Origin of the sequence: Micromonospora profundi (genome assembly GCF_011927785.1) — a bacterium.
Lineage (GTDB): Bacteria > Actinomycetota > Actinomycetes > Mycobacteriales > Micromonosporaceae > Micromonospora > Micromonospora profundi.
In genome coordinates this window covers 4,484,019-4,504,477 of sequence record NZ_JAATJK010000001.1, presented here as the reverse complement: position 1 = coordinate 4,504,477, position 20,459 = coordinate 4,484,019, and the positions used below count along the sequence as shown (strand labels likewise).

Annotated in this window: 16 protein-coding genes; 10 read left to right on the top strand and 6 right to left on the bottom strand. The window is 71.2% G+C overall.

Annotated elements, in window-relative coordinates; all coding sequences use genetic code 11:
• The first annotated feature begins 5 nt into the window (after positions 1-5).
• A complete protein-coding gene (gene ispG / locus F4558_RS19790) occupies positions 6-1,178 on the top strand; it encodes a flavodoxin-dependent (E)-4-hydroxy-3-methylbut-2-enyl-diphosphate synthase (RefSeq protein ID WP_053652478.1) in 1,173 nt (390 codons plus the stop codon).
• Positions 1,179-1,302: 124 nt separating this feature from the next.
• Here the strand turns inward: ispG and F4558_RS19785 are convergent, their stop codons facing one another.
• Entirely contained in the window at positions 1,303-1,884 is a 582-nt protein-coding gene (locus F4558_RS19785) for a PadR family transcriptional regulator (protein WP_167945453.1), read from the bottom strand.
• Positions 1,885-2,026: 142 nt separating this feature from the next.
• Between F4558_RS19785 and F4558_RS19780 the strand changes: the two genes are divergently transcribed.
• The 3 genes from F4558_RS19780 (at position 2,027) to F4558_RS19770 (ending at position 7,375) form a co-directional block, all read left to right on the top strand.
• Positions 2,027-2,866 (top strand): GNAT family N-acetyltransferase, encoded by an 840-nt coding sequence (locus tag F4558_RS19780; protein WP_053652480.1) that lies wholly within the window; start codon positions 2,027-2,029, stop codon positions 2,864-2,866.
• Between the two features lie 115 nt (positions 2,867-2,981).
• Positions 2,982-3,584 (top strand): hypothetical protein, encoded by a 603-nt coding sequence (locus F4558_RS19775; RefSeq protein ID WP_167945451.1) that lies wholly within the window; start codon positions 2,982-2,984, stop codon positions 3,582-3,584.
• A gap of 149 nt (positions 3,585-3,733) precedes the next feature.
• Positions 3,734-7,375: an ATP-binding cassette domain-containing protein gene (locus F4558_RS19770; RefSeq protein ID WP_167945449.1), complete on the top strand. Its 3,642-nt coding sequence runs from the start codon at positions 3,734-3,736 to the stop codon at positions 7,373-7,375.
• A gap of 45 nt (positions 7,376-7,420) precedes the next feature.
• Here the strand turns inward: F4558_RS19770 and F4558_RS19765 are convergent, their stop codons facing one another.
• The 4 genes from F4558_RS19765 to F4558_RS19750 form a co-directional block, all read right to left on the bottom strand.
• Complete coding sequence (locus tag F4558_RS19765) at positions 7,421-8,488, bottom strand: NADH:flavin oxidoreductase/NADH oxidase (protein ID WP_053652483.1); 1,068 nt, start codon at positions 8,486-8,488, stop codon at positions 7,421-7,423.
• A gap of 66 nt (positions 8,489-8,554) precedes the next feature.
• On the bottom strand, positions 8,555-9,853 hold the full coding sequence (locus tag F4558_RS19760; protein WP_209274440.1) for a dicarboxylate/amino acid:cation symporter: 1,299 nt from the start codon (positions 9,851-9,853) through the stop codon (positions 8,555-8,557).
• A 197-nt stretch (positions 9,854-10,050) separates the two neighbouring features.
• Positions 10,051-10,734, bottom strand: coding sequence for a DUF998 domain-containing protein (locus F4558_RS19755; protein WP_167945445.1), 684 nt, complete (start codon positions 10,732-10,734; stop codon positions 10,051-10,053).
• Positions 10,727-11,692 (bottom strand): glutathione S-transferase family protein, encoded by a 966-nt coding sequence (locus tag F4558_RS19750; RefSeq protein ID WP_053652486.1) that lies wholly within the window; start codon positions 11,690-11,692, stop codon positions 10,727-10,729. The genes F4558_RS19755 and F4558_RS19750 overlap by 8 nt, the downstream gene beginning before the upstream one ends.
• 106 nt (positions 11,693-11,798) lie before the next feature.
• Here F4558_RS19750 and pcaF point away from each other — a divergent pair, with 106 nt between their 5' ends.
• The 5 genes from pcaF (at position 11,799) to F4558_RS19725 (ending at position 18,312) form a co-directional block, all read left to right on the top strand.
• Positions 11,799-13,004 (top strand): 3-oxoadipyl-CoA thiolase, encoded by a 1,206-nt coding sequence (gene pcaF / locus F4558_RS19745; protein ID WP_053652487.1) that lies wholly within the window; start codon positions 11,799-11,801, stop codon positions 13,002-13,004.
• 151 nt (positions 13,005-13,155) lie between these two features.
• Positions 13,156-13,968 (top strand): SAM-dependent methyltransferase, encoded by an 813-nt coding sequence (locus tag F4558_RS19740; RefSeq protein WP_053652488.1) that lies wholly within the window; start codon positions 13,156-13,158, stop codon positions 13,966-13,968.
• A gap of 4 nt (positions 13,969-13,972) precedes the next feature.
• Positions 13,973-16,147 carry a putative bifunctional diguanylate cyclase/phosphodiesterase gene (locus F4558_RS19735; RefSeq protein ID WP_167945443.1) on the top strand — a complete coding sequence of 725 codons (2,175 nt, stop codon included), beginning with the start codon at positions 13,973-13,975 and terminating at the stop codon, positions 16,145-16,147.
• Positions 16,144-16,644 carry a DUF456 domain-containing protein gene (locus F4558_RS19730; protein ID WP_053652490.1) on the top strand — a complete coding sequence of 167 codons (501 nt, stop codon included), beginning with the start codon at positions 16,144-16,146 and terminating at the stop codon, positions 16,642-16,644. Before F4558_RS19735 ends, F4558_RS19730 begins: the two co-directional genes overlap by 4 nt.
• 96 nt (positions 16,645-16,740) lie before the next feature.
• Positions 16,741-18,312, top strand: coding sequence for an amino acid permease (locus F4558_RS19725; RefSeq protein WP_167945441.1), 1,572 nt, complete (start codon positions 16,741-16,743; stop codon positions 18,310-18,312).
• A 5-nt stretch (positions 18,313-18,317) separates the two neighbouring features.
• Here F4558_RS19725 and F4558_RS19720 read toward each other — a convergent pair whose 3' ends face one another.
• Positions 18,318-18,941, bottom strand: coding sequence for an HIT family protein (locus F4558_RS19720; RefSeq protein ID WP_167945439.1), 624 nt, complete (start codon positions 18,939-18,941; stop codon positions 18,318-18,320).
• A gap of 149 nt (positions 18,942-19,090) precedes the next feature.
• Between F4558_RS19720 and F4558_RS19715 the strand changes: the two genes are divergently transcribed.
• Positions 19,091-20,455, top strand: a complete 1,365-nt coding sequence (locus F4558_RS19715) for a glutamine synthetase family protein (protein ID WP_053652493.1) — start codon at positions 19,091-19,093, stop codon at positions 20,453-20,455.
• Positions 20,456-20,459: the final 4 nt, after the last annotated feature.

Sequence of the window (20,459 nt, the reverse complement as noted above, 5' to 3'; positions counted from 1 at the left end):
CTGAAGTGACAGCAATCAGTCTCGGTATGCCCGCCGTACCGCCCCCGCCGCTCGCTCCCCGCCGGGCCAGCCGTCAGATCATGGTCGGTTCGGTCCCCGTCGGCGGCGGCGCGCCGGTGTCCGTGCAGTCGATGACCACCACCCTCACCTCCGACGTCAACGCGACCCTCCAGCAGATCGCCGAGCTGACGGCGTCCGGCTGCCAGATCGTCCGGGTGGCGGTGCCGTCGCAGGACGACGTCGAGGCGCTGCCCGCGATCGCCAAGAAGTCGCAGATCCCGGTGATCGCCGACATCCACTTCCAGCCCAAGTACGTCTTCGCCGCCATCGACGCCGGCTGCGCGGCCGTCCGGGTCAACCCGGGCAACATCCGCCAGTTCGACGACAAGGTCAAGGAGATCGCCCGTGCCGCGGGCGCGGCGGGGGTGCCGATCCGGATCGGCGTCAACGCCGGCTCACTGGATAAGCGACTGCTGGCCAAGTACGGCAAGGCCACCGCCGAGGCGCTCGTCGAGTCGGCGCTGTGGGAGTGCTCGCTGTTCGAGGAGCACGGCTTCCGCGACATCAAGATCTCGGTCAAGCACAACGACCCGGTCGTGATGATCCGCGCGTACCGCCAGCTGGCCGAGCAGTGCGACTACCCGCTGCACCTGGGTGTCACCGAGGCCGGCCCGGCGTTCCAGGGCACCATCAAGTCGGCTGTCGCCTTCGGCGCGCTGCTGGCCGAGGGCATCGGCGACACCATCCGGGTCTCGCTGTCCGCCCCGCCGGTCGAGGAGATCAAGGTCGGTAACCAGATCCTGGAGTCGCTGGGGCTGCGCGAGCGGGGCCTGGAGATCGTGTCCTGCCCGTCCTGCGGGCGCGCCCAGGTGGACGTCTACAAGCTCGCCGAGGAGGTCACCGCCGGCCTGGAAGGGCTGCCCGTGCCGCTGCGGGTCGCCGTCATGGGCTGCGTCGTCAACGGCCCCGGCGAGGCCCGCGAGGCCGACCTCGGTGTCGCCTCCGGCAACGGCAAGGGCCAGATCTTCGTCAAGGGGCAGGTCGTCAAGACGGTGCCCGAGGCGCAGATCGTGGAGACGCTGATCGAGGAGGCGCTGCGCATCGCCGACGAGATGGGCGCCGAGCTTCCCGAGGAGTTGCGCGGGCTGGTCACCGGCCCGACCGTCACCGTGCACTGAGTTTCCGTTTGGAAACAGCGGCCGTTCCCCCACGGGAGCGGCCGCTGTTTCTGCATTCCGGCCCCGCCGGTGCGGGGCGGTTGGTGTGCCCTGGTGCGCTTGCGCGTCATGGTGCGCTTGCGCGTCACTCGGATTCGGCGAGGATGGCGTACAGCTTGCGCCGCGTCTCGTCGAGCACCTGGGCGGCCCGCTCACGCTGGTCGTCGGTGCCGTTCATCATCACCTGACGCAGCGCGTTCATCGCCTGCGCGCCGGAGTCGCGGATGTCGTGCCAACTGCTCACCGTGCCCTCGGCGACGTCCGCCCACGGCGGGGTCTGCGCGGCGGCGGTCGCCTCGGCATGGCCGGCCTCGGTGACAGTGAAACGCTTCCGCCCGCCGCCGGACTCCTCGGTGCTGGCGACGATCACGCCCTCGTCCTCAAGGAGTTGGAGCGTCGGGTAGATCGAGCCGGGGCTCGGTCGCCACGCGCCGCCGGTGCGCGAGTCGATCTCCTGGATCATCTCGTAGCCGTGCATCGGCCGCTCGGTGAGCAGCGCCAGCACCGCGCCCCGGACGTTGGGCCGGCGGCCCCTGCCCCGCCCGCGACCGCGTCCACCCCAGGGCCCGCCGTGTCCGTGGCCGTGCGGCCCGGGCGGCACCGGCGGGAAACCGAAGCCGCGCATCCGGGACTCGTGCATCGGGTGGTGGTCTCGATGGAATCTCATCGGATTACCTCTCGTCGTAACTATCGCTGATGCATCTACGATATATCGGCAACGTATCGACGACAAGAGGGCAGTGGCCGGCAGGCCCCAGCCTCGCCACTCGGCCGGCGAGGTGAGGGGTTGATCTGGCAGGCTGGTAGTCGTGCTGACGGTGCCGGTACGGCAACTGGGAGAATCGGAACGCCGCGCGGTCGAACGCCTGCTCGACCGCGACCCGTTCGCGGGCGCGCAGGTCGCCGAGCGGATATCCGCGCGCGGGCTGTCCTGGTGGCGGGCCGAGGGCAGAATCCTGGGGTACGGCGCGCGACGCAACCTCGAATCACTCTGCTGGCTCGGCGGCAACCTCACACCCGTGCTCGCCAACGACGCCGCCGTGGCGGCCTTCGCCGACCTGCTCGCCGGTGAGGAACGGCTCTGCTCCTCCATCGTCGGTCGCGCCGACGCCGTCCTCGGTCTCTGGGACCGCCTGTCCGGCACGTGGGGCCCCGCCCGCGACGTCCGCCCCAACCAGCCGCTGCTGGCCACCGAGACGCTGCCGACCATCCCCGCCGACCCCGAGGTACGCCAGGTCCGCTCCGGCGAGGTCGACAAACTCTTCCCAGCGGCTGTGGCCATGTACACCGAAGAGGTCGGAGTCTCCCCGCTCGCCGACGATGCCGGCCGCAGCTACCGCCGCAGGGTCAACGACCTGGTGCGCTCCGGCCGCGCGTACGCCAAATTCGTCGACGGGACTGTCGTGTTCAAGGCCGAACTGGCGGTCGTGACCAAGCGGACCGCCCAGGTCCAGGGCGTCTGGGTGGCACCGGAGTGGCGGGGCCGCGGTATCGCCGCCGCCGCCATGGCCGCCGTCGTCCGCGACGCGCTGCTGCGGGTCGCCCCGACCGTCAGCCTGTACGTCAACGACTTCAACCTACCGGCCCGCCGGGTCTACGAGCGCTGCGGCTTCCAACCCATCGGTACGCTCGCCACGGTCCTCTTCTGACCGCCGCGGGATCGGTCGTTCTGGGTGCGGTACGGCTTCGGTGCGTCGTGGGTTTCATGTCGCCGGCCGATCGGGGCAACGGCACCGGTGGATGGGAGTGTCTACTCTCGCCGGCATGTCGCACTTCCGCCTCAGAGCGCGTTACGTGGTCCTCCTCGCGATCGCCGGTATGGCGGCCTTCCTCTGGAACCAGGCAACGCGCACCGACAAGCCGGACCTGCCAGCAGAGCTGTTCGTGGTAACGGGCACTGTCGAGTCGTACCGGACCGTCTTAACGGGGTCGGGAACAGGCAAGAGAAGCAGCCCCGCCGTGCTCAACCTGGTGAAGCTCCGCGAATACCCGGACCAGGTCGAGTTCTCGATTGAGCCTCCGTCGACCAATGGGGTGGCGCCGGGCACGTCGGTCCGATTCGAGATGCGCGAAGACCCCTGGCCGATACTGAAGGACGCGGGCTCCTACGACAACGCGTCCTACCGGATCTTCGTCGACGGTGCCACCTTCGACGGCACGGTGCACTACACGGCGGCCGAGGCCCAGGCACGCAACGACGCGGCAGTCTTGCAGCTCCGCAGCATCTCTGCGTTGCTGTGGGCTGTGGTGGTCATCTTGCTCGCGTCACTGGCCTGGCGGCAGCGGGTATTCCTGCGTTCCTTGCGGCAGCCCGACGGCGTGTCAGCCGCGGTCGACAGGTTGCGGAGGATTGTGTACCGGGAGTGAGGCGACGGCGCCGCCATCCGAATGCGTAACGCATCGAACACGAGTCGATCATGCTGGCGAAGCTTCCCCTAGGTGGGTAAATCGGTTGATTCGACGGCGTTGGGGCCGGCACGCTGAGTGCTCAGCCACCCACAGCCGGAGGAACTCCGATGCGTCTGCTCCGTGATCTGTGGGGCACCTCTTCACGCCGTATGACGATGGTGGCGGTCCTGATCGTGCTCGGCGCCGCCGGCCAGGCCGGTGCGTCGGCGCTCGCGGGCGCGGTGCTTGTGCATCGCTCGGCCGGCTTCTTCACGGTGCTGGCCGCGGCGCTCGTTGCCGTGGTGCTCAGCGACCTCGCGGTGAGCCTGCTGATGGCCGGTCTGACCGCCGACTGGTCAGCTGACGTACGCCGCCGGCTCTGCCGGGTCGCCCTCGGGCAGGACCTGCCCACCCTGGAGACCACACCCGTGGGCGAGTTGCTCGACCGCATCGACGGGGACGTCTACCAGGTGGCGTCGGCGGTCCGTAACCAGGGGACGCGACTCGCCCAGGGGCTCTGCGTCGGTCTGTTGTCCATGGTGGTCGCGGTGTTCGTGTGGTGGCCGGCCGGGCTCGCGATGCTGCTGCTCACTGTGGTGCTCGCGGTCGGGCTGCGCCGGCCCACGGCGCGGATCGGCCCGGCCCGGATGGCCGAGGAGGAGGCCTGGTCGGATCTGGCAGCGGTGATGGAGGAGGCGGTGCACGGCCAGGACGACGTACGGACGAGTCTGGCCCGGCCGTACGTGCTCCGGCTGTACGCCCGGCGGGCCGCTGCCGTGCTGTCCCGTGGCCGGGTGGTGTGGGTGCTGTCCGCCCGGGTGGCCACGGCCGCCACCGCGACGATCCGTGCCGGCATCGGTGTGGTGGTGCTCGGTGGGGCGTGGGCGTTGGCCACCGGCCGGGTCGACGCCGCCCGGCTCACCGCCATCTGGCTGCTCGCCCTGGCCTTCGGCGCCACTGCGGAGCACGTCAGTCGGATGGTGCCGGAGATCCAGGAGGCCCTCGGCGCGTGGGCGCGGGTGCAGCTGCTCCAGAAGGCCAGGCAGGAGCCCGTCGGCGGAGCCAGCCCAACCGAGGGTGACCTGCGCATCCGTGACCTGACGTTCCGGTACGAGGTGAGCGGCGAGAAGAAGGGCCGGGGCGCCGCGCTGCGCGGGCTCAGCCTCACCTTCGCGCGTGGCCGCTCGTACGCGCTGATCGGCCGTACCGGCTCGGGTAAGTCGACGCTGGCGAAGGTGCTCACCAGGGCCGTCGACGTGCCGCCGGGAACAGTCTTCCTCGGCGGCACCGACCTGTGCGACATCGACGTGGAGCAGTTGCGTCGCTGGGTGGCGCTCGTACCGCAGCGCACCGAGATCCTGGCCGGCACGCTCGTCGAGAACGTCGCGCTCTTCGACAGGGAGCTGCTCGATGCCGCCGCTCGGGCGCTGCATGAGCTGGGTCTTGCCGGCTGGATCGCCGAGTTGCCGGACGGGCTGGCGACCCGGCTTGGGGAGGGTGGCCACGTGCTCTCCGCCGGTCAGGAGCAGTTGGTGGCGTTCGCCCGGATCCTGGTCCGGGAGCCGCACGTGGTGGTCCTCGACGAGGCCACCGCACGGCTGGACCCGGTAACCGAGGCACGGGTGCAGCGGGCCACCGAACGGCTGCTGCGCGACCGGATCGGCATCGTCATCGCGCACCGCCTCTCGTCGGTGCGCCGCTGCGACGAGGTGGTGGTGCTTGCCGACGGCGCCGTGGTCGAGGCCGGCCCGCTGGAGACGTCGACGCACTTCGCCGAGCTGTTGGCGACCAGTCACGCCGCCGCGTACGCGGCGGTGGCGCCGGCCGGCCGCAGCGGCGCAGGCACCGACCTGCTGGTCGGCCCCAACCCTGCCGATGCCTGGCCGGCCGAGCCGGCGCTCGCACCGGCCCGGCCCGTCGAGCGGATCGAGACGCCCGCGCCGATCGGGTCGGGCCAGCCGATCGGGTCGGGCCAGCCGATCGCGTCGGGCCAGCCGCGTGACTCGGGCCAGCCGCGTGACTCGGGCCAGCCGTGCGACTCGGCTGGGCAGGACGGGCGGCCTCGCGCCGATCCGCCGCCCTTGCCGCCCATGCCTCCGGCGCGGACGCTGCGGGAGATCGCCCGACTCTGCACGAACGATCCCCGGTACGGGCTGGCCGCTGTCGGGCTGTTCCTCGTGGTCACCCTGCTGGGTTTGGACGGCCCCTTGCTGCCCTGGCTCTGGGCCGACGTGGTCGACGGCACCGGCAGCCCGTACCTGCCGGCGTTGGGGATCATGGCCGGGCTGCTGGTGACCCTGCCGGTGCCGTACTACACCCACGTCTGGTTCCCCGGGTGGTGGGTGCGGCAGATGCTGCGGATCGGCCTGCGTCTGGTCCACGGCCAGACCGGGGCGCGTCGGGTCAGCTCACACACCCCGGCCGAGGTGGTGGCACAGGGTGGCGACACCGAGCGGGTGGTGCAGCTCGCCGACAACGTGCTGGACCAGGCCGTCGCGCTGGTGCTGGTGGTCGCCATGACGGCTGTCACCGGCAGCGTCGTACCCGCGTTGTTCTTCCTCGGCACGATGGTGGTCTCCGGGCTTGCCGCGACGCTGTTCGGCCCGAAGCTGGAACGCGCGGCCCGGGCGACCGTGGCGGCGCGGGCCTCCTTCGCCACAGCGCTGGTCTCCGCGCTCTCCGCGGCGCGGACGGTGAAGCTCGCCGGTGCTACCGCCGCTGTGCTGCGTCACCTGGCGGACCTGGACGTGCTGCGCAGCGACAGGCAGCGGCGGGAGATCTCGGTGCAGGTGTGGTCGCGTTCCACGCCGTCGGTGGCGAGTGGGCTGTTGCCGATCGGCGCGTGGGCGCTCTATCTGAGCGGCGGGCTCTCCGCCGGGGCGGTGCTGGTGGTCGTCTCCACACTGGGTGCGGCCCGCTGGTTCGCCTGGACGACGGCGTCGCTGATCTCCCAGATGCCCTCGGCGCGGGTCTGGACCCGGCGGACGGTGGCGATGACCGGGACGAACGTGTACTCCGCGGGAGTCCCGGCTGTCGACCTGGCCGCCGGGACCGCGCCCGCGCCGACCATGCCGCCCCGGCATCCGCTGCGCCGGCTGGAGCTGCGCGGCTTCGGGGTGGTGCACTCCGACGGTACGGTCGCAGTCCGGAACGTGGACCTGACCGTGCAGCGTGGGCAGTTGGTGCTGGTCGTGGGGCCTGTCGGCTCGGGCAAGTCGTCGCTGTTGCGGGCGTTGGCCGGGATCGTGCACCACACCGGTGAGCTGACCTGGAACGGCGACCCGGTCACCGAGCCGGAGCTGTTCCTGCGCCCCAACCAGGTCGGCTACGTCGGTCAGCTGCCCCGGGTGCTGTCCGGCACGGTTGCCGACAACATCGCGCTCGGGCACCAGGTGGACGCCGCCGGGGCTGTCACCACCGCACAGCTCGACCACGACCTGGCCGCAGCTGGTGGAGGGCTGGGGCTGCTCATCGGGCACAAGGGCACCCGGCTCTCCGGCGGGCAGTTGCAGCGGTTGGCGTTGGCTCGGGCGCTGGCACCGCGTACCGAATTGTTGGTGGCCGACGACGTGTCGTCGGCGCTTGACGTCACGACGGAGCTGGCGCTGTGGCAGGCGCTGCGGGCACACGGGGTGACAGTGGTGGGGTCGACAGCGAAGCGGGCCGCGCTGGTCCGCGCCGACCACGTGGTGGTCCTGCACGCCGGCACTGTGGCGGCCCAGGGCACCTGGCGGGACCTGGAGGGCGACTGGTCGCACCTGGCCGGCTGACGGTCGGGTGGCTGCCGAACACGGCAACCACCCGACCGGCGGAGATCAGGAGGCGCGGGCGTACTGCGCCGGTCCGGCGTACGCGACGCCGAGCTTCGCGGCGGCCCGGCGGGACCAGTACGGGTCGCGCAGCAGTTCCCGGCCGAGCAGCACCAGGTCCGCCTCGCCGCTGGCGATGATCTGCTCGGCGTGCTCCGGTTCCACGATGAGTCCCACAGCGCCTGTCGGTACGCCGGCCTCGCGGCGGATCTGGGCGGCCAGCGGCACCTGGTAGCCGGGGCCGACCGGGATGCGCTGGTCCACGCTCACGCCGCCGGAGGACGCGTCGACGAGGTCCACGCCGACACCGGCCAACTCGCCGGCGAGCACGACGCTGTCCTCGATCGTCCAGCCGCCGTCGACCCAGTCGGTGGCGGAGATGCGGGTGAGCACCGGCACGCTCTCGCCGACCGCTGCGCGTACCGCGCGGGCCACCTCAAGGGTGAGCCGCATCCGGGCGGCCCGGTCACCGCCGTAGGCGTCGGTGCGGTGGTTGCTCAGCGGCGACAGGAACTCGTGCAGCAGGTAGCCGTGCGCGGCGTGGATCTCCACGGCGGCGAATCCGGCCGCGAGGGCCCGCTCGGCGGCTGTGGCGAACGCCTCGACGACCCCGGCGATGCCTGCCTCGTCGAGTGCTGTCGGCGTCCGGTAGTCGGCGGCGAACGGCTCCGGCCCGGGGCCGACGGGTGTCCAGCCTCCCTCGGCGTCCGGTACGCCGCCGCGCTCCGGCGCCCACGGCCGGTACGTGGAGGCCTTGAACCCGGCGTGCGCGAGCTGGACGGCCGGCACCGCGCCGTGGGCGGCTACGAACGCTGTCACCGGACGCCACGCGTCGACGTGTGCGCCGGACCACAGCCCGGTGTCCTGCGGGCTGATCCGGCCCTCGGGCAGCACTGCTGTCGCCTCGCTCAGCACCAGCCCGACCCCGCCGACCGCGCGGGTGCCGAGGTGGATGAGGTGCCAGTCGGTGGGCAGCCCGTCGGGGCCGGCGGAGTACTGGCACATCGGGGCCATGGCGATCCGGTTGGGCAGAGTGACCGCGCGCAGGGCCAGTGGAGTGAACAGGGAACTCATGAAGTCATCCTCTCCGACACGGCGACAAGCCCTCGGGGTGAGGGCCTGTCGCCGTGTCGGTGTCGGTCAGGCGGGGGCGGGGGCGGGGCTCAGATCGGGGCGGGTCTCCGCGACCGGCTCCGGGTCGGTCAGGTCCCGCCTGCCGGCGGCGTCGTACGCGGCCCTGTCGAGGGTGCCTTCGCGGGCGGCCACGACTGTCGGCACGAGTGCCTGCCCGGCAACGTTGGTGGCGGTCCGGATCATGTCCAGGATCGGGTCGATGGCCAGCAGCAGGCCGGCGCCGGCCAGCGGCAGACCCAGCGTGCTCAGGGTGAGGGTGAGCATCACGATCGCCCCGGTCAGGCCTGCGGTGGCTGCCGAGCCGACGACCGAGACGAAGGCGATGAGCAGGTAGTCGGTGACGCCGAGGTGCACGCCGAACACCTGGGCCACGAAGATCGCGGCGAGTGCCGGGTAGATGGCGGCGCAGCCGTCCATCTTCGTGGTGGCGCCGAACGGCACCGCGAACGAGGCGTACTCGCGGGGGACGCCGAGGCGCTCGACGGAGCGTTGGGTCACCGGCATGGTGCCGACCGAGGAGCGGGACACGAACGCCAGCTCGATCGCCGGCCAGGCGCCGGCGAAGAAGCGCAGCGGGTTGAGACGGCCGGCGAGGATCAGCACCAGCGGGTAGACCACGAACAGTACGAGGGCGCAGCCGACGTAGACGGCTGTGGTGAACTTCGCGAGGGGGGCCAGCAGGTCCCAGCCGTACGAGGCGACGGCGTTTCCGATCAGGCCGAGGGTGCCGATCGGGGCGAGCCGGATGACCCACCAGAGCGCCTTCTGGACGATCTCCAGCAGGGAGCGGTTCAGTGCCACGAACGGCTCGGCGGCGTCACCGACAAGCAGCGCCGCGGCGCCGACCACGAGGGCGAGGAAGACGATCTGGAGGACGTTGCCCTCGACGAACGCGCCGACCGGGTTGGTGGGCACGATGCCGGTGAGGAAGTCGGTCCAGGAGCCGGTGTTCTTCGGCGGGGCCGCCGCACCGACGTCGAGGGTGACGCCCCTGCCCGGGTTGACGAGCAGGCCGAGGCCGATGCCGATGCTCACCGCGATCAGCGCGGTGATGCCGAACCACATGAGGGTCTTCACGGCGAGCCGGGCGGCGTTCGCCACGCCGCGCAGGCTGACGACGCTGACCACGATCGCGGTGAAGACAAGCGGCGGTACGGCCAGCTTGAGCAGCTGGATGAAGAGGCTGCCGACGGTGTGCAGGGTGCTCGTGAGCCAGCTCAGGTCGTTGCTGCGGGCAACGAAACCGAATGCGACGCCGAGTGCCAGGCCAAGAAGTATCTGCACGGAGAAGGGAATCTTGCGCAGGCCAAAAGACATGAGAATGATCCAATTGTCGGGTCTGGTCGAGGTAGGCGCGGGAAGCGGCTACGCCGGACAGATGCCGCTGGCCTGTAGTCGGAGATCGACGTACAGGCGGACGGTGAGGCCCCAGACATTGGTCATCGATGGCCGACACTACGCCGGTGGCGAGCCGCCGCAAGTAGCGCTGACCGTGACGCTCCCTACAGGCGTGAGGACCCGGACGGCGGAATAAATCTGCCCACTGCCAGCACGGTGGCTGTGACCATCGCCCACAGCACCGCGAGTGCGAGGACCAGCCGCTCCAACACGCCCACCAGTGTTCCCCGGCCGACGACCAGCATGGCCAGCGCGACCGCCGCGCACAGCGGGAAGGCGAGCGCCGCCGTGCGAGCCGCCAACCTGCGCACCGCCGGCCCCGCCTGCTGGGACACGGCAAGCACCGCCATCGTGAGGACCACCGCCCCGGTCGCCACGATGCTCGCGCCACCGTGCACAAGGTCGGCCACCGTGGCCCGCTCGAACGGTGGCAACGGGCAGCCCTCCGAGCAGGTCACCGCTCCGGACACGGCGGTGAACACCGCGCTGGTGGCGAGCAGCGCCGGGGCCGCCACCCGCACCCCGGGCGGCAGCGCCACGGCGAGCAGCAGCAACGCGCCGGCCAATGCCAGGATCCCGATCCGGTACGTCGAGGCGTACGCGCTGCCGGCGATGCCCGCCTCGCTCACGTACCCGGCGAGGCCCGGACCTGGACCCGCAACCACCGCGACCGTCACCGCTACCGCACCGGCCAGCGCGCCTCCGGCGGCGGCCGACGCGGCGAGCCGTCGGGCGACGTCCGAGCGGGCGGGCGCGGCTTCGACGCCGGTGGGCGCCCGGTCAGCCACGGCCGTGCGGGGTGGTCCAACCGGACTCGTCAGGCCCCAACGGCACGATGCCGCTCGGGTTGATCTCCCCGTGGGTGCCGTAGTAGTGCCGCTTGATGTGGTCGAAGTCCACAGTCTCGCCGAAGCCAGGGGTCTGGAACAGGTCCCTGGCGTACGCCCAGAGCACCGGCATCTCGGTCAGCTTGTTGCGGTTGCACTTGAAATGCCCGTGGTACGCGGTGTCGAAGCGGACCAGCGTGGTGAACAGCCGTACGTCGGCCTCGGTGATCGCGTCGCCCATCAGGTAACGCCTGTCGGTGAGCCGCTGCGACAGCGCGTCCAACCTGGCGAAGAGCGCCCGGAACGCCTCGTCGTACGCCTCCTGGGAGGTGGCGAACCCGCACCGGTAGACGCCGTTGTTGACGTCGGTGTGGATCTCGGCCATCAGCGCGTCCATCTCGGGGCGCAGTGCCTCCCGGTAGAGGTCCGGCGCCCCCGCACGGTGCAGCGACCGCCACTGTGTGGAGAAGTCGAGGGTGAGCTGCGGATAGTCGTTCGTCACCACCCGGCCCGTGAGCGTGTCGACAAGCGCCGGCACTGTCACCCGGCCGGTGTACTCGGGGTCGGTCGCCAGGTACGCCTCGGAGAGGAACCCCACGCCGAGGACCGGGTCGAAGCCGTCCGGGTCGAGGGCGAACGCCCAACCCCGCTCGTCACGGATCGGGTCGACGGTGCCCAGCGAGATCGCGTCGTCCAGCCCGAGCAGCCCGCGCACGATCCTCGCCCGGTGCGCCCACGGACAGGCGCGGCACCAGATGAGTCGATAACGGCCGGCCTCCAGCGGCCAGCGGTCCTGGTCGTCGGGACCGCCGCCGGGCGGGGAAGTCGACTCCGGCGTGACCCGACCGGTGAACCGGTTGGGCTGGCGGACGAACGCGCCGCCGCCGCTGGTCTCTGCGCTGAACTGGGGCCGGGCCATGCCGCAAACCTATCCGCTGCGAGCGCGGATATCCTGGCGGCCGGCAGCCCTCGCGACCCGGTGGGTGTGCCCCACCCCCGCCGTCTGCACCCCCGAAGGACTCGCGATGACAGTGGCATACCTGGTGGCCGGTGTCCGTACCCCGATCGGCCGATACGCCGGCGCGCTGGCCGGCGTCCGCCCCGACGACCTGGCCGCGCACGTGATCCGTGAGCTTGTCGCCCGCCACCCGTCGGTGGACTGGGCCCGCGTCGACGATGTCGTGCTGGGCTGCGCCAACCAGGCCGGCGAGGACAACCGCAACGTGGCCCGGATGGCGGCGCTGCTTGCCGGTCTGCCCGAGGAGGTGCCGGGCAGCACCGTCAACAGGCTCTGCGGCTCGGGGCTTGACGCTCTCGCCACCGCCGCCCGGTCCATCGTCGCCGGCGACGCGGAGCTGGTGGTCGCCGGTGGGGTCGAGAGCATGAGCCGGGCACCGTTCGTGATGCCCAAGGCTACGTCGGCGTATTCCCGCTCGGCCGAGGTGCACGACACCACACTGGGCTGGCGGTTTGTTAACCCGCTGATGCGCGACGGCTGGGGGGTCGACTCGATGCCGGAGACGGCGGAGAACGTGGCCGCCGAGTACGGCGTCGGCCGGGCCGAGCAGGACGCCTTCGCGTACCGCTCGCAGCAGCGCGCGGCCAGGGCGCAGGCCGACGGCCGGTTCGCCGAGGAGATCGTGCCGGTCACCGTGCCGGCGGGTCGCCGGGAGACCCGGCTGGTCGAGGTCGACGAGCACCCGCGGGAGACGTCGCTGGAGAAGCTCGCGGCGCTGCCCACCCCGTTCCGCGACGGCGGCACTGTGACCGCCGGCAACTCTTCGGGCGTCAACGACGGCGCTGTCGCGCTGCTTGTGGCAAGCGAGGCGGCGGTGGCCCGCTACGGCCTGACCCCGTTGGCCCGCATCGGCGGAGCGGCGGCGGCGGGCGTGCCGCCCCGGATCATGGGGATCGGCCCGGTGCCGGCCACCCGCAAACTGCTCGACCGGGTCGGCGTCGAGTTGAGCGCCGTGGATGTGGTCGAGCTGAACGAGGCGTTCGCCGCGCAGTCCGTGGCGGTGCTGCGGGAGTTGGGCCTGCCGGTGGACGCCGAGCACGTCAACCCGAACGGCGGGGCCATCGCGCTCGGGCACCCGCTGGGCGCCAGCGGTGCCCGGCTGGCGTTGACCGCCGCCCTGGAGTTGCGCCGTCGCGGCGGCCGGCGGGCGCTGGCCACCATGTGCATCGGCGTCGGTCAAGGTATCTCGCTGTTGCTGGAGTCGGCAGCCTGAGCGCGGAAAGAGCGTGAAGGGATCTCCCGAACGCGGGAGTCGGCAGCCTAGAGTGGTCCACACCACACAAAACGCGGGGTCGGCCGGTGGTCGCAGGGGCAGCCGACGCCGGAGCCGCCTCGCCCGCGGCGCTGAACTGGGGAGCACGCTGATGCCGGACGGACTGCCGACCGAGATTGACCTGACCAGGCCGAGCGCGGCCCGGGTGTACGACTATTTCCTGGGCGGGGCACACAACTTCGAGATCGACAGGCAGTTGGCCGAGCAGATCGCCAGCATGACCCCGAATCTCGCCGCCACCATGCGCTCCGGCCGGGAGTTCCTGCGCCGGGCCGTCCGGGCGCTGCTCGACGCCGGTATCGACCAGTTCCTCGACATCGGCTCCGGAATTCCCACCGTGGGCAACGTGCACGAGGTGGCCCAGGCCGCGAACCCGAAGGCCCGGGTGGTGTACGTCGACATCGACCCGGTGGCCGTCGCGCACAGCCGGGAACTGCTCGCCGGCAACGACCTGACCGGGGTGATCCACGCCGACCTGCGGGAGCCGGAGCGCATCCTCGAGGAGACCCGGCGGCTCGGGCTCATCGACTTCAGTCGACCGATGGGCATCCTGCTGGCCGGGGTGGTGCACTTCATCCCGGACGCCGACAGCCCCGACGACATCCTGGCCACGCTGCGGGCCGCCGCCGCGCCCGGCAGCTTCCTTGTCATCTCGCACTCGACGTTCGAGGACCAGCCGCAGGAGATGCTTGACGCCCAGCGTCTCTCCTCCCGGACCGACACCGAGATCACCCTGCGCTCCCGCGCCCAGGTCACCGGGTTCTTCGGCGACTGGACCGTGCTCGAACCGGGCGTGGTGCACATGCCGCTCTGGCGCCCCGACTCGCCGTCCGACGTGGACGAGCACCCGGAGCGGTTCGGTGCCTTCGGGGGCGTGGCCCGGTACGACCAGTCCGTCGGCTGATCCCGTGGCCGCCGTCCCGGACCCCACCGGGGTCGACGTCGGCCGGGCCGACGCCCAGAGGTACGCCGCCGACTGGGCCCGCGCGGTACGCCGCCTCGGTTTCGTGCCGCTCAGCGCGTCCGAGACCGAGCGGCTGCTGCTCGTACACACAGTGCGGCTGGCCCAGGCCGTGCAGGCCGAGCCGTTCTCGGTCCGTCCCGCCGAGGAGGTCGGGCGGGCGCTGGTGGAGGCCCACCTGACCGAGCCCCGGGCGCTGGAGTGGTCGCTCACCGCACTCGGTGACGACTTTCCCCGTCGGGTGTTGGCAGCCGACGACCGACCGGCCGACCTGACCCGGCGGATCGCCGCGGTGCAGGGCGGTCTGGCCGCCGGGTTCGCCCGCGCGTTGCGTGACCGTACGTTCACCCAGCAGGAGCGGATCGCCCGGTCGGCCTGGCAGGCACGCGACGAGGTCGAGCAGGCGCTGCGCGACAGCGAGGCGCGGTTCCGTGCGGTCTTCACCGGCGCGGTCATCGGCATCGGCATCGCCGGGGTCGACGGTCAGATCCTCGACGTCAACCAGGCGTTCGCCGACATGCTCGGCTACTCCACCGAGGAGTTGTGCCAGACCAACGTGGCGTCGCTGGCCTACGCCGACGACGCCGCCGGCATGTGGGAGATCTACAAGGAGCTGATCGAGGGCAAGCGCGACTCGGCGCGGGTCGAGAAGCGCTACTACCGCAAGGACGGCAGCGTCGTCTGGACGGACCTGGCCGTCTCGTTGATCCGCTACGACGACGGTCGACCCCGCTTCACCGTCGCCATGGTCGAGGACATCACCGAGCGGTACGAGCTCCAGCAGCGGCTGCGTTTCCAGGCGTTGCACGACCCGCTGACCGGCCTGCCCAACCGGACGTTGTTCTTCGAGACGCTGGGTCGGGTCCTCGACACCGCGCCGCCCCGGCAGCGGGTCGGTGTGTGTTTCCTCGACCTGGACGGCTTCAAGGCGATCAACGACAGCCTCGGCCACGACCTCGGTGACCGGCTGTTGGTGGTGATCGGCCGGCGGCTGGCCGAGTGCGTGGCCGACCGCGGTCACCTGGTGGCCCGGATGGGCGGCGACGAGTTCGTCATCCTTGTCGACGGCGGGGACGGCGACGGCGACGCCGACGCGGTGGCCGTGGCGGAGGCGGCGCTTGTCGCCGTCGCCGCCCCGGTGCACGTCGGCGACCAGCAGTTGGCGGTCTCCGCCAGTGTGGGCATCGTCGAGTGCCCGGCCGCGGAGACCACCGCCTCGGAGCTGATGAAGGCCGCCGACACCACGCTCTACTGGGCCAAGGCCGCCGGCCGGGGCCGCTGGGCGGTGTACGACCCCGAGCGCAGCGCCCGCGACATCGCCCGGTCGGCACTTGTCGCCGGGCTGCCGGCGGCACTCGACAGGGGCGAGTTCGTGGTGCACTACCAGCCGATCGTGGCGCTGCTGGAGGGCACCATGCTCGCGGTGGAGGCGCTTGTCCGTTGGGAGCACCCGGAGCTGGGCCTGATCGGCCCGGACCGGTTCATCGGCCTCGCCGAGGAGACCGGCCTGATCGTCTCGCTCGGCGAGTGGGTGCTGCGGCAGGCCTGCCACGACGCCGAACGGTGGCGGCGGGAATTCCCCGAGGCTCAGCTTGTGGTGAGCGTCAACCTGGCCGCACGGCAGGCCGACGACCCGGCGATCGTCTCGACGGTGGCGGACGCGCTTGCCACCAGCGGGCTGCCGGCCGGGCTGCTCCAGTTGGAGCTGACCGAGAGCGCGGTGATGGGCAGCGCCGGAGAGCCGCTGCGCAGCCTGCACCAGCTCGCGGCGCTCGGCGTCCGGCTGGCCGTCGACGATTTCGGCACCGGCTACTCCAACCTTGCGTACCTGCGGCGGCTGCCGATCCACTGTCTGAAACTGGCCGGCCCGTTCGTCGAGGGCATCCGCGCCGACGGGACGGACGTCGCCGCCGACCACCGGGACGAACGGATCGTCGACGCGCTCGTCCGGCTCGCGCACGCCCTCGAGTTGTGGGTGACCGCCGAGGCGGTGGAGACCGCGGTGCAGGCCGAGCGGCTGCGGGCGCTGCGCTGCGACACCGGTCAGGGGCGATACTTCGGCGCACCAGCACCGGCCGACTCGATCACCGCGCGGCTGCGCGCCCGGGAGGTGAGGCGGTGAGCGTGACGGACGCCTCCGCGGCGGTCACGGTGCTCGCCGGGTTGGCCATCCTGGCCGGGTTGGCGGGTGTTGTGGTGCCCGGCCTGCCGGCGCTCCCGCTGTGCTGGGGCGGCGTGCTGGTCTGGGCGATCTTCGGGGGCGCCGGCCCGGGTGGCTGGGCGGTGTTCGCCGCCGCGACGCTCGTCGCCGTCACCGGCACCGTCGTCAAGTACGCCTGGCCGGGGCGGAACCTCAAACGCACCGGTGTGCCCACTATGACGCTGCTCGCCGGCGGGGTGCTCGGGATCATCGGGTTCTTCGTGGTGCCGATCGTGGGCCTGGTGCTCGGGTTCGTCGGCGGGGTGTGGGCCGCCGAGCGGCTGCGTCTCGGTGACTCGCGGCTGGCCTGGCCGTCCACGAAACAGGCGGTAAAGGCCGCCGGCCTGTCGATGCTCGTCGAGTTCGCCGCCTGCACTGTCGTCGCCGCGCTCTGGCTGGCCGGCCTCCTGCTGACCTGACCCTGGGGGGAAACGCCGGCATCGTATTGACCACAGTTGATCGGCGGGATGACACTTTGCCCACTCGCACGCGGAACCACCTCAGGGAGGTGTGCAGTGGCCACGACGCCCGTGCCGACCGCCGAGCAACCGATGGACGAGGATGCCCGCCGGCTCGCCGAACTCGGCTACAAACAGGAGTTGCGCCGCAAGTGGAGCGGCTTCTCCAACTTCGCCATCTCGTTCTCCATCATCTCGATCCTGGCCGGCTGCTTCACCACGTTCGGCCAGGCGTGGAACAACGGCGGGCCGGTCGCCATCTCCTGGGGCTGGCCGCTGATCTCCCTGTTCATCCTGATCATCGGCTTCTGCATGGCCGAGTTGGTGTCGGCGTACCCGACGGCCGGCGGTATCTACTGGTGGGCGGCCACGATGGGTCGGCCGGTGCACGGCTGGTTCACCGGCTGGCTGAACCTCATCGGGCTGGTCGCGGTCACCGCCTCGGTCGACTACGGCTGCGCGACGTTTCTCAACCTCACCCTGTCGGCGCTCTTCGACGGCTGGGCCGGCACGCTGCGCCAGGCGTTCATCCTCTTCGTGATCATCTTGGCGCTGCACGGGCTGATCAACGTCTTCGGGCACCGGATCATCGACGTACTCCAGAATGTCTCGGTCTGGTGGCACGTGGCCGGCGCGGCCGTCGTGGTGGCCATCCTGGTCTTCGTCCCGGACAACCACCAGAGCTTCCAGTTCGTGTTCACCGAGCGGTTCAACAACTCCGGCTTCGGTGACGGGGACACCGGCGGGTTGACGTTCTGGTTCTACGTGCTGCCGCTGGGTTTCCTGCTCACGCAGTACACGATCACCGGCTTCGACGCCTGCGCGCACGTCTCGGAGGAGACCCGCGGCGCCTCGCAGGCCGCCGCGCGAGGACTCTGGCAGTCGATCTTCTATTCGGCCATCGGTGGCTGGATCCTGCTGCTGGCGTTCCTCTTCGCGGCCACCGACGTCGAGGCGGTGAACGCGGCCGGCGGCTTCTCCGGCGCCATCTTCGAATCCGCACTGACCCCGGTGTTCTTCAAGGTCGTCATCATCATCTCCACGATCGGGCAGTTCTTCTGCGGCATGAGTTGCGTGACATCGATGAGCCGTATGACGTACGCGTTCAGCCGCGACCGGGCCGTGCCCGGTTGGCGACTGTGGTCCAAGGTGGACCGAAACGGCACCCCGGCCAACGCGATCATCGGCGCCACACTGGCCGGCCTGGTGCTCACCCTCCCCGCGCTCTACGAGAGCCCCGCCGGCATCCCGATCGCCTTCTACGCTGTGGTGTCCGTGGCGGTGCTCGGGCTCTACCTGTCCTTCCTCATCCCGATCGCGCTGCGCCTGCGGATGGGGGACAGGTTCACCCCCGGGCCGTGGACGCTGGGGCGGAAGTACAAGGTGCTCGGCTGGATCGCTGTCATCGAGATCGCTGTCATCGCTGTCTACTTCGTGCTGCCGATCGTGCCCGCCGGTGTTCCCGGCAACGACGACTTCGCCTGGTCGGCTGTGAACTACGCGCCGCTGGCCGTGGGCGGGGTGCTGCTGTTGGTCGCCGTCTGGTGGTACGCCTCGGCCCGGAAATGGTTCACCGGTCCGGTGCGTACCGTCGACCAGGACTCCGATAGCGGGCCCGTCGGCTTGTGACAGGTTCAGGCAGCCGGTGCGGCGGGCGCCGAACGCTGGCCCCCGTGCGATGCGACAAGGGCGTCCGCCACGAGCGCGGCGTCCGCCGCGGCGACGTCGGCGGGGTACTCCGGCAGCAGGTCGTCCCAGACGGGCAGCCAGGACCCGAAGAGCTGACCCTGCCCCTCGGGTCGGGCGAAGAACCAGACGTGCAGGTGGGCCGCGCCGTCGCCGAAGCGGTAGACGTGCGCGCGGGAAATGTACGGCAGGGCCTGCACGTGGCGGGCGATGCGGGTGGTCAGCAGGCCCAGCTCGGCGGCGAGTTCGTCGGGGAGATCGGTGAGGTCGAGATGATCGCGCGGCCACAGCATCAGCACCAGCGGCACGCCGACGCCCGCGACCTGGGCCAGCCGCCAGTGGTCGTTGAACCAGATGCCCTCGTCGCGCTCCCGGCACGGCTGGCAGTCCGCCGGATCCTCACCGTGCCGGGCGGGCTCGGGCAGGACCGGCGGGCGCAGCGGCGCAACCCGCAGAGTTTCCTCTTCGAACGGGCTGATGTCCCACCCCGTCATGCGCGCCAGGGGAAGCCGCCGCTCGTCGTCGGCAACGGCCAGCGCATGGTCGTGAAACTGATCCGGACTCAAGGCCATGGCGTGCAGGCTAGTACGACCAAGATCCTTTCGTTGCCCGCGAATCGGGCCCTCCCGAGCGAAGCGACTATCGCGTTTGCCGGGGTGCCGGCCGGGGGCATTGACGGTGGTCCGGTTTGCCAGTAGACCTTGGTGATGGAGGCCCGCGAATGAGGAAAGCTCCGCTCACGCTGGAACAACTGCGGGTCGCCGTCGCCGAGGGCGAGATCGACACGGTGGTGCTGGCACTTGTCGACATGCAGGGCCGGTTGCAGGGCAAGCGGTTCCACGCGCCCTACTTCCTCGACCAGGTGGTGGAGGGCGGCAGCGAGGGCTGCAACTATCTGCTCGCCGTCGACGTCGACATGAACACCGTCGACGGGTACGCGATGTCGAGCTGGGAGCGCGGCTACGGCGACTTCGCGATGGTGCCGGACTTCGACACCCTGCGCCGGACGCCCTGGCAGCCCGGCTCCGCACTGCTACTCGCCGACCTGGCCTGGCTGGACGGCTCCGGCGACGTGGTCGCCTCACCCCGGCAGATCCTGCGCCGGCAACTGGCCCGGCTGGCCGAGCACGGCCTGACCGCGTACGCCGGCACCGAGCTGGAGTTCGTGCTGTTCCGCGACTCCTACGAGGAGGCGTGGCGGCGCGGCTACCGCGACCTCACCCCGGCGAACCAGTACAACGTGGACTACTCGCTGCTCGGCACCGCCCGGGTCGAGCCGCTGCTGCGCCGCATCCGCACCGAGATGGCCGGCGCCGGGCTGACCCCGGAGAGCGCCAAGGGCGAGTGCAACCTCGGCCAGCACGAGATCGCCTTCCGGTACGACGAGGCCGTGGCGTGCGCCGACCACCACGTGATCTACAAGAACGGGGCCAAGGAGATCGCCGCCCAGGAGGGCATGTCGATCACCTTCATGGCCAAGCCGAACGAGCGGGAGGGCAACTCCTGCCACATCCACTTCTCCCTGCGGGACTCCGGCGGCTCGTCGGCGATGCTCGGCGACGGGCCTGCCCACCTGTCGCAGACCGGTCAGCGGGTGCTCGCCGGGCTGCTCGCCACGATGCGGGAGTTCAGCCTGCTCTTCGCCCCGAACATCAACTCCTACAAGCGGTACCAGCCGGATTCTTTCGCCCCCACGGCCCTGCGCTGGGGAGTGGACAACCGCACCTGCGCGTTGCGGGTGGTGGGGCACGGGCAGGGGATGCGTGTGGAGAACCGGGTGCCCGGCGCCGACGTCAACCCGTACCTGGCGATCGCCGGCCTGGTCGCCGGTGCCCTGCACGGCATCGAGCGTGAGCTGGAGCTGGGCGAGGAGTGCACTGGCAACGCCTACGACGACCCGGAGGCCGAGCGGGTCCCCGGCACCCTCCGCGACGCGCTGACCCTCTGGGAGAACTCCGAGGTGGCCCGCGAGGCGTTCGGCGAAGAGGTGGTGGCCCACTACGCCAACCAGGCAAGAGTGGAGATCGCGGCGTACGACGCAGCGGTAACGGACTGGGAGCTAACCCGTGGCTTCGAACGCCTGTAGCCCC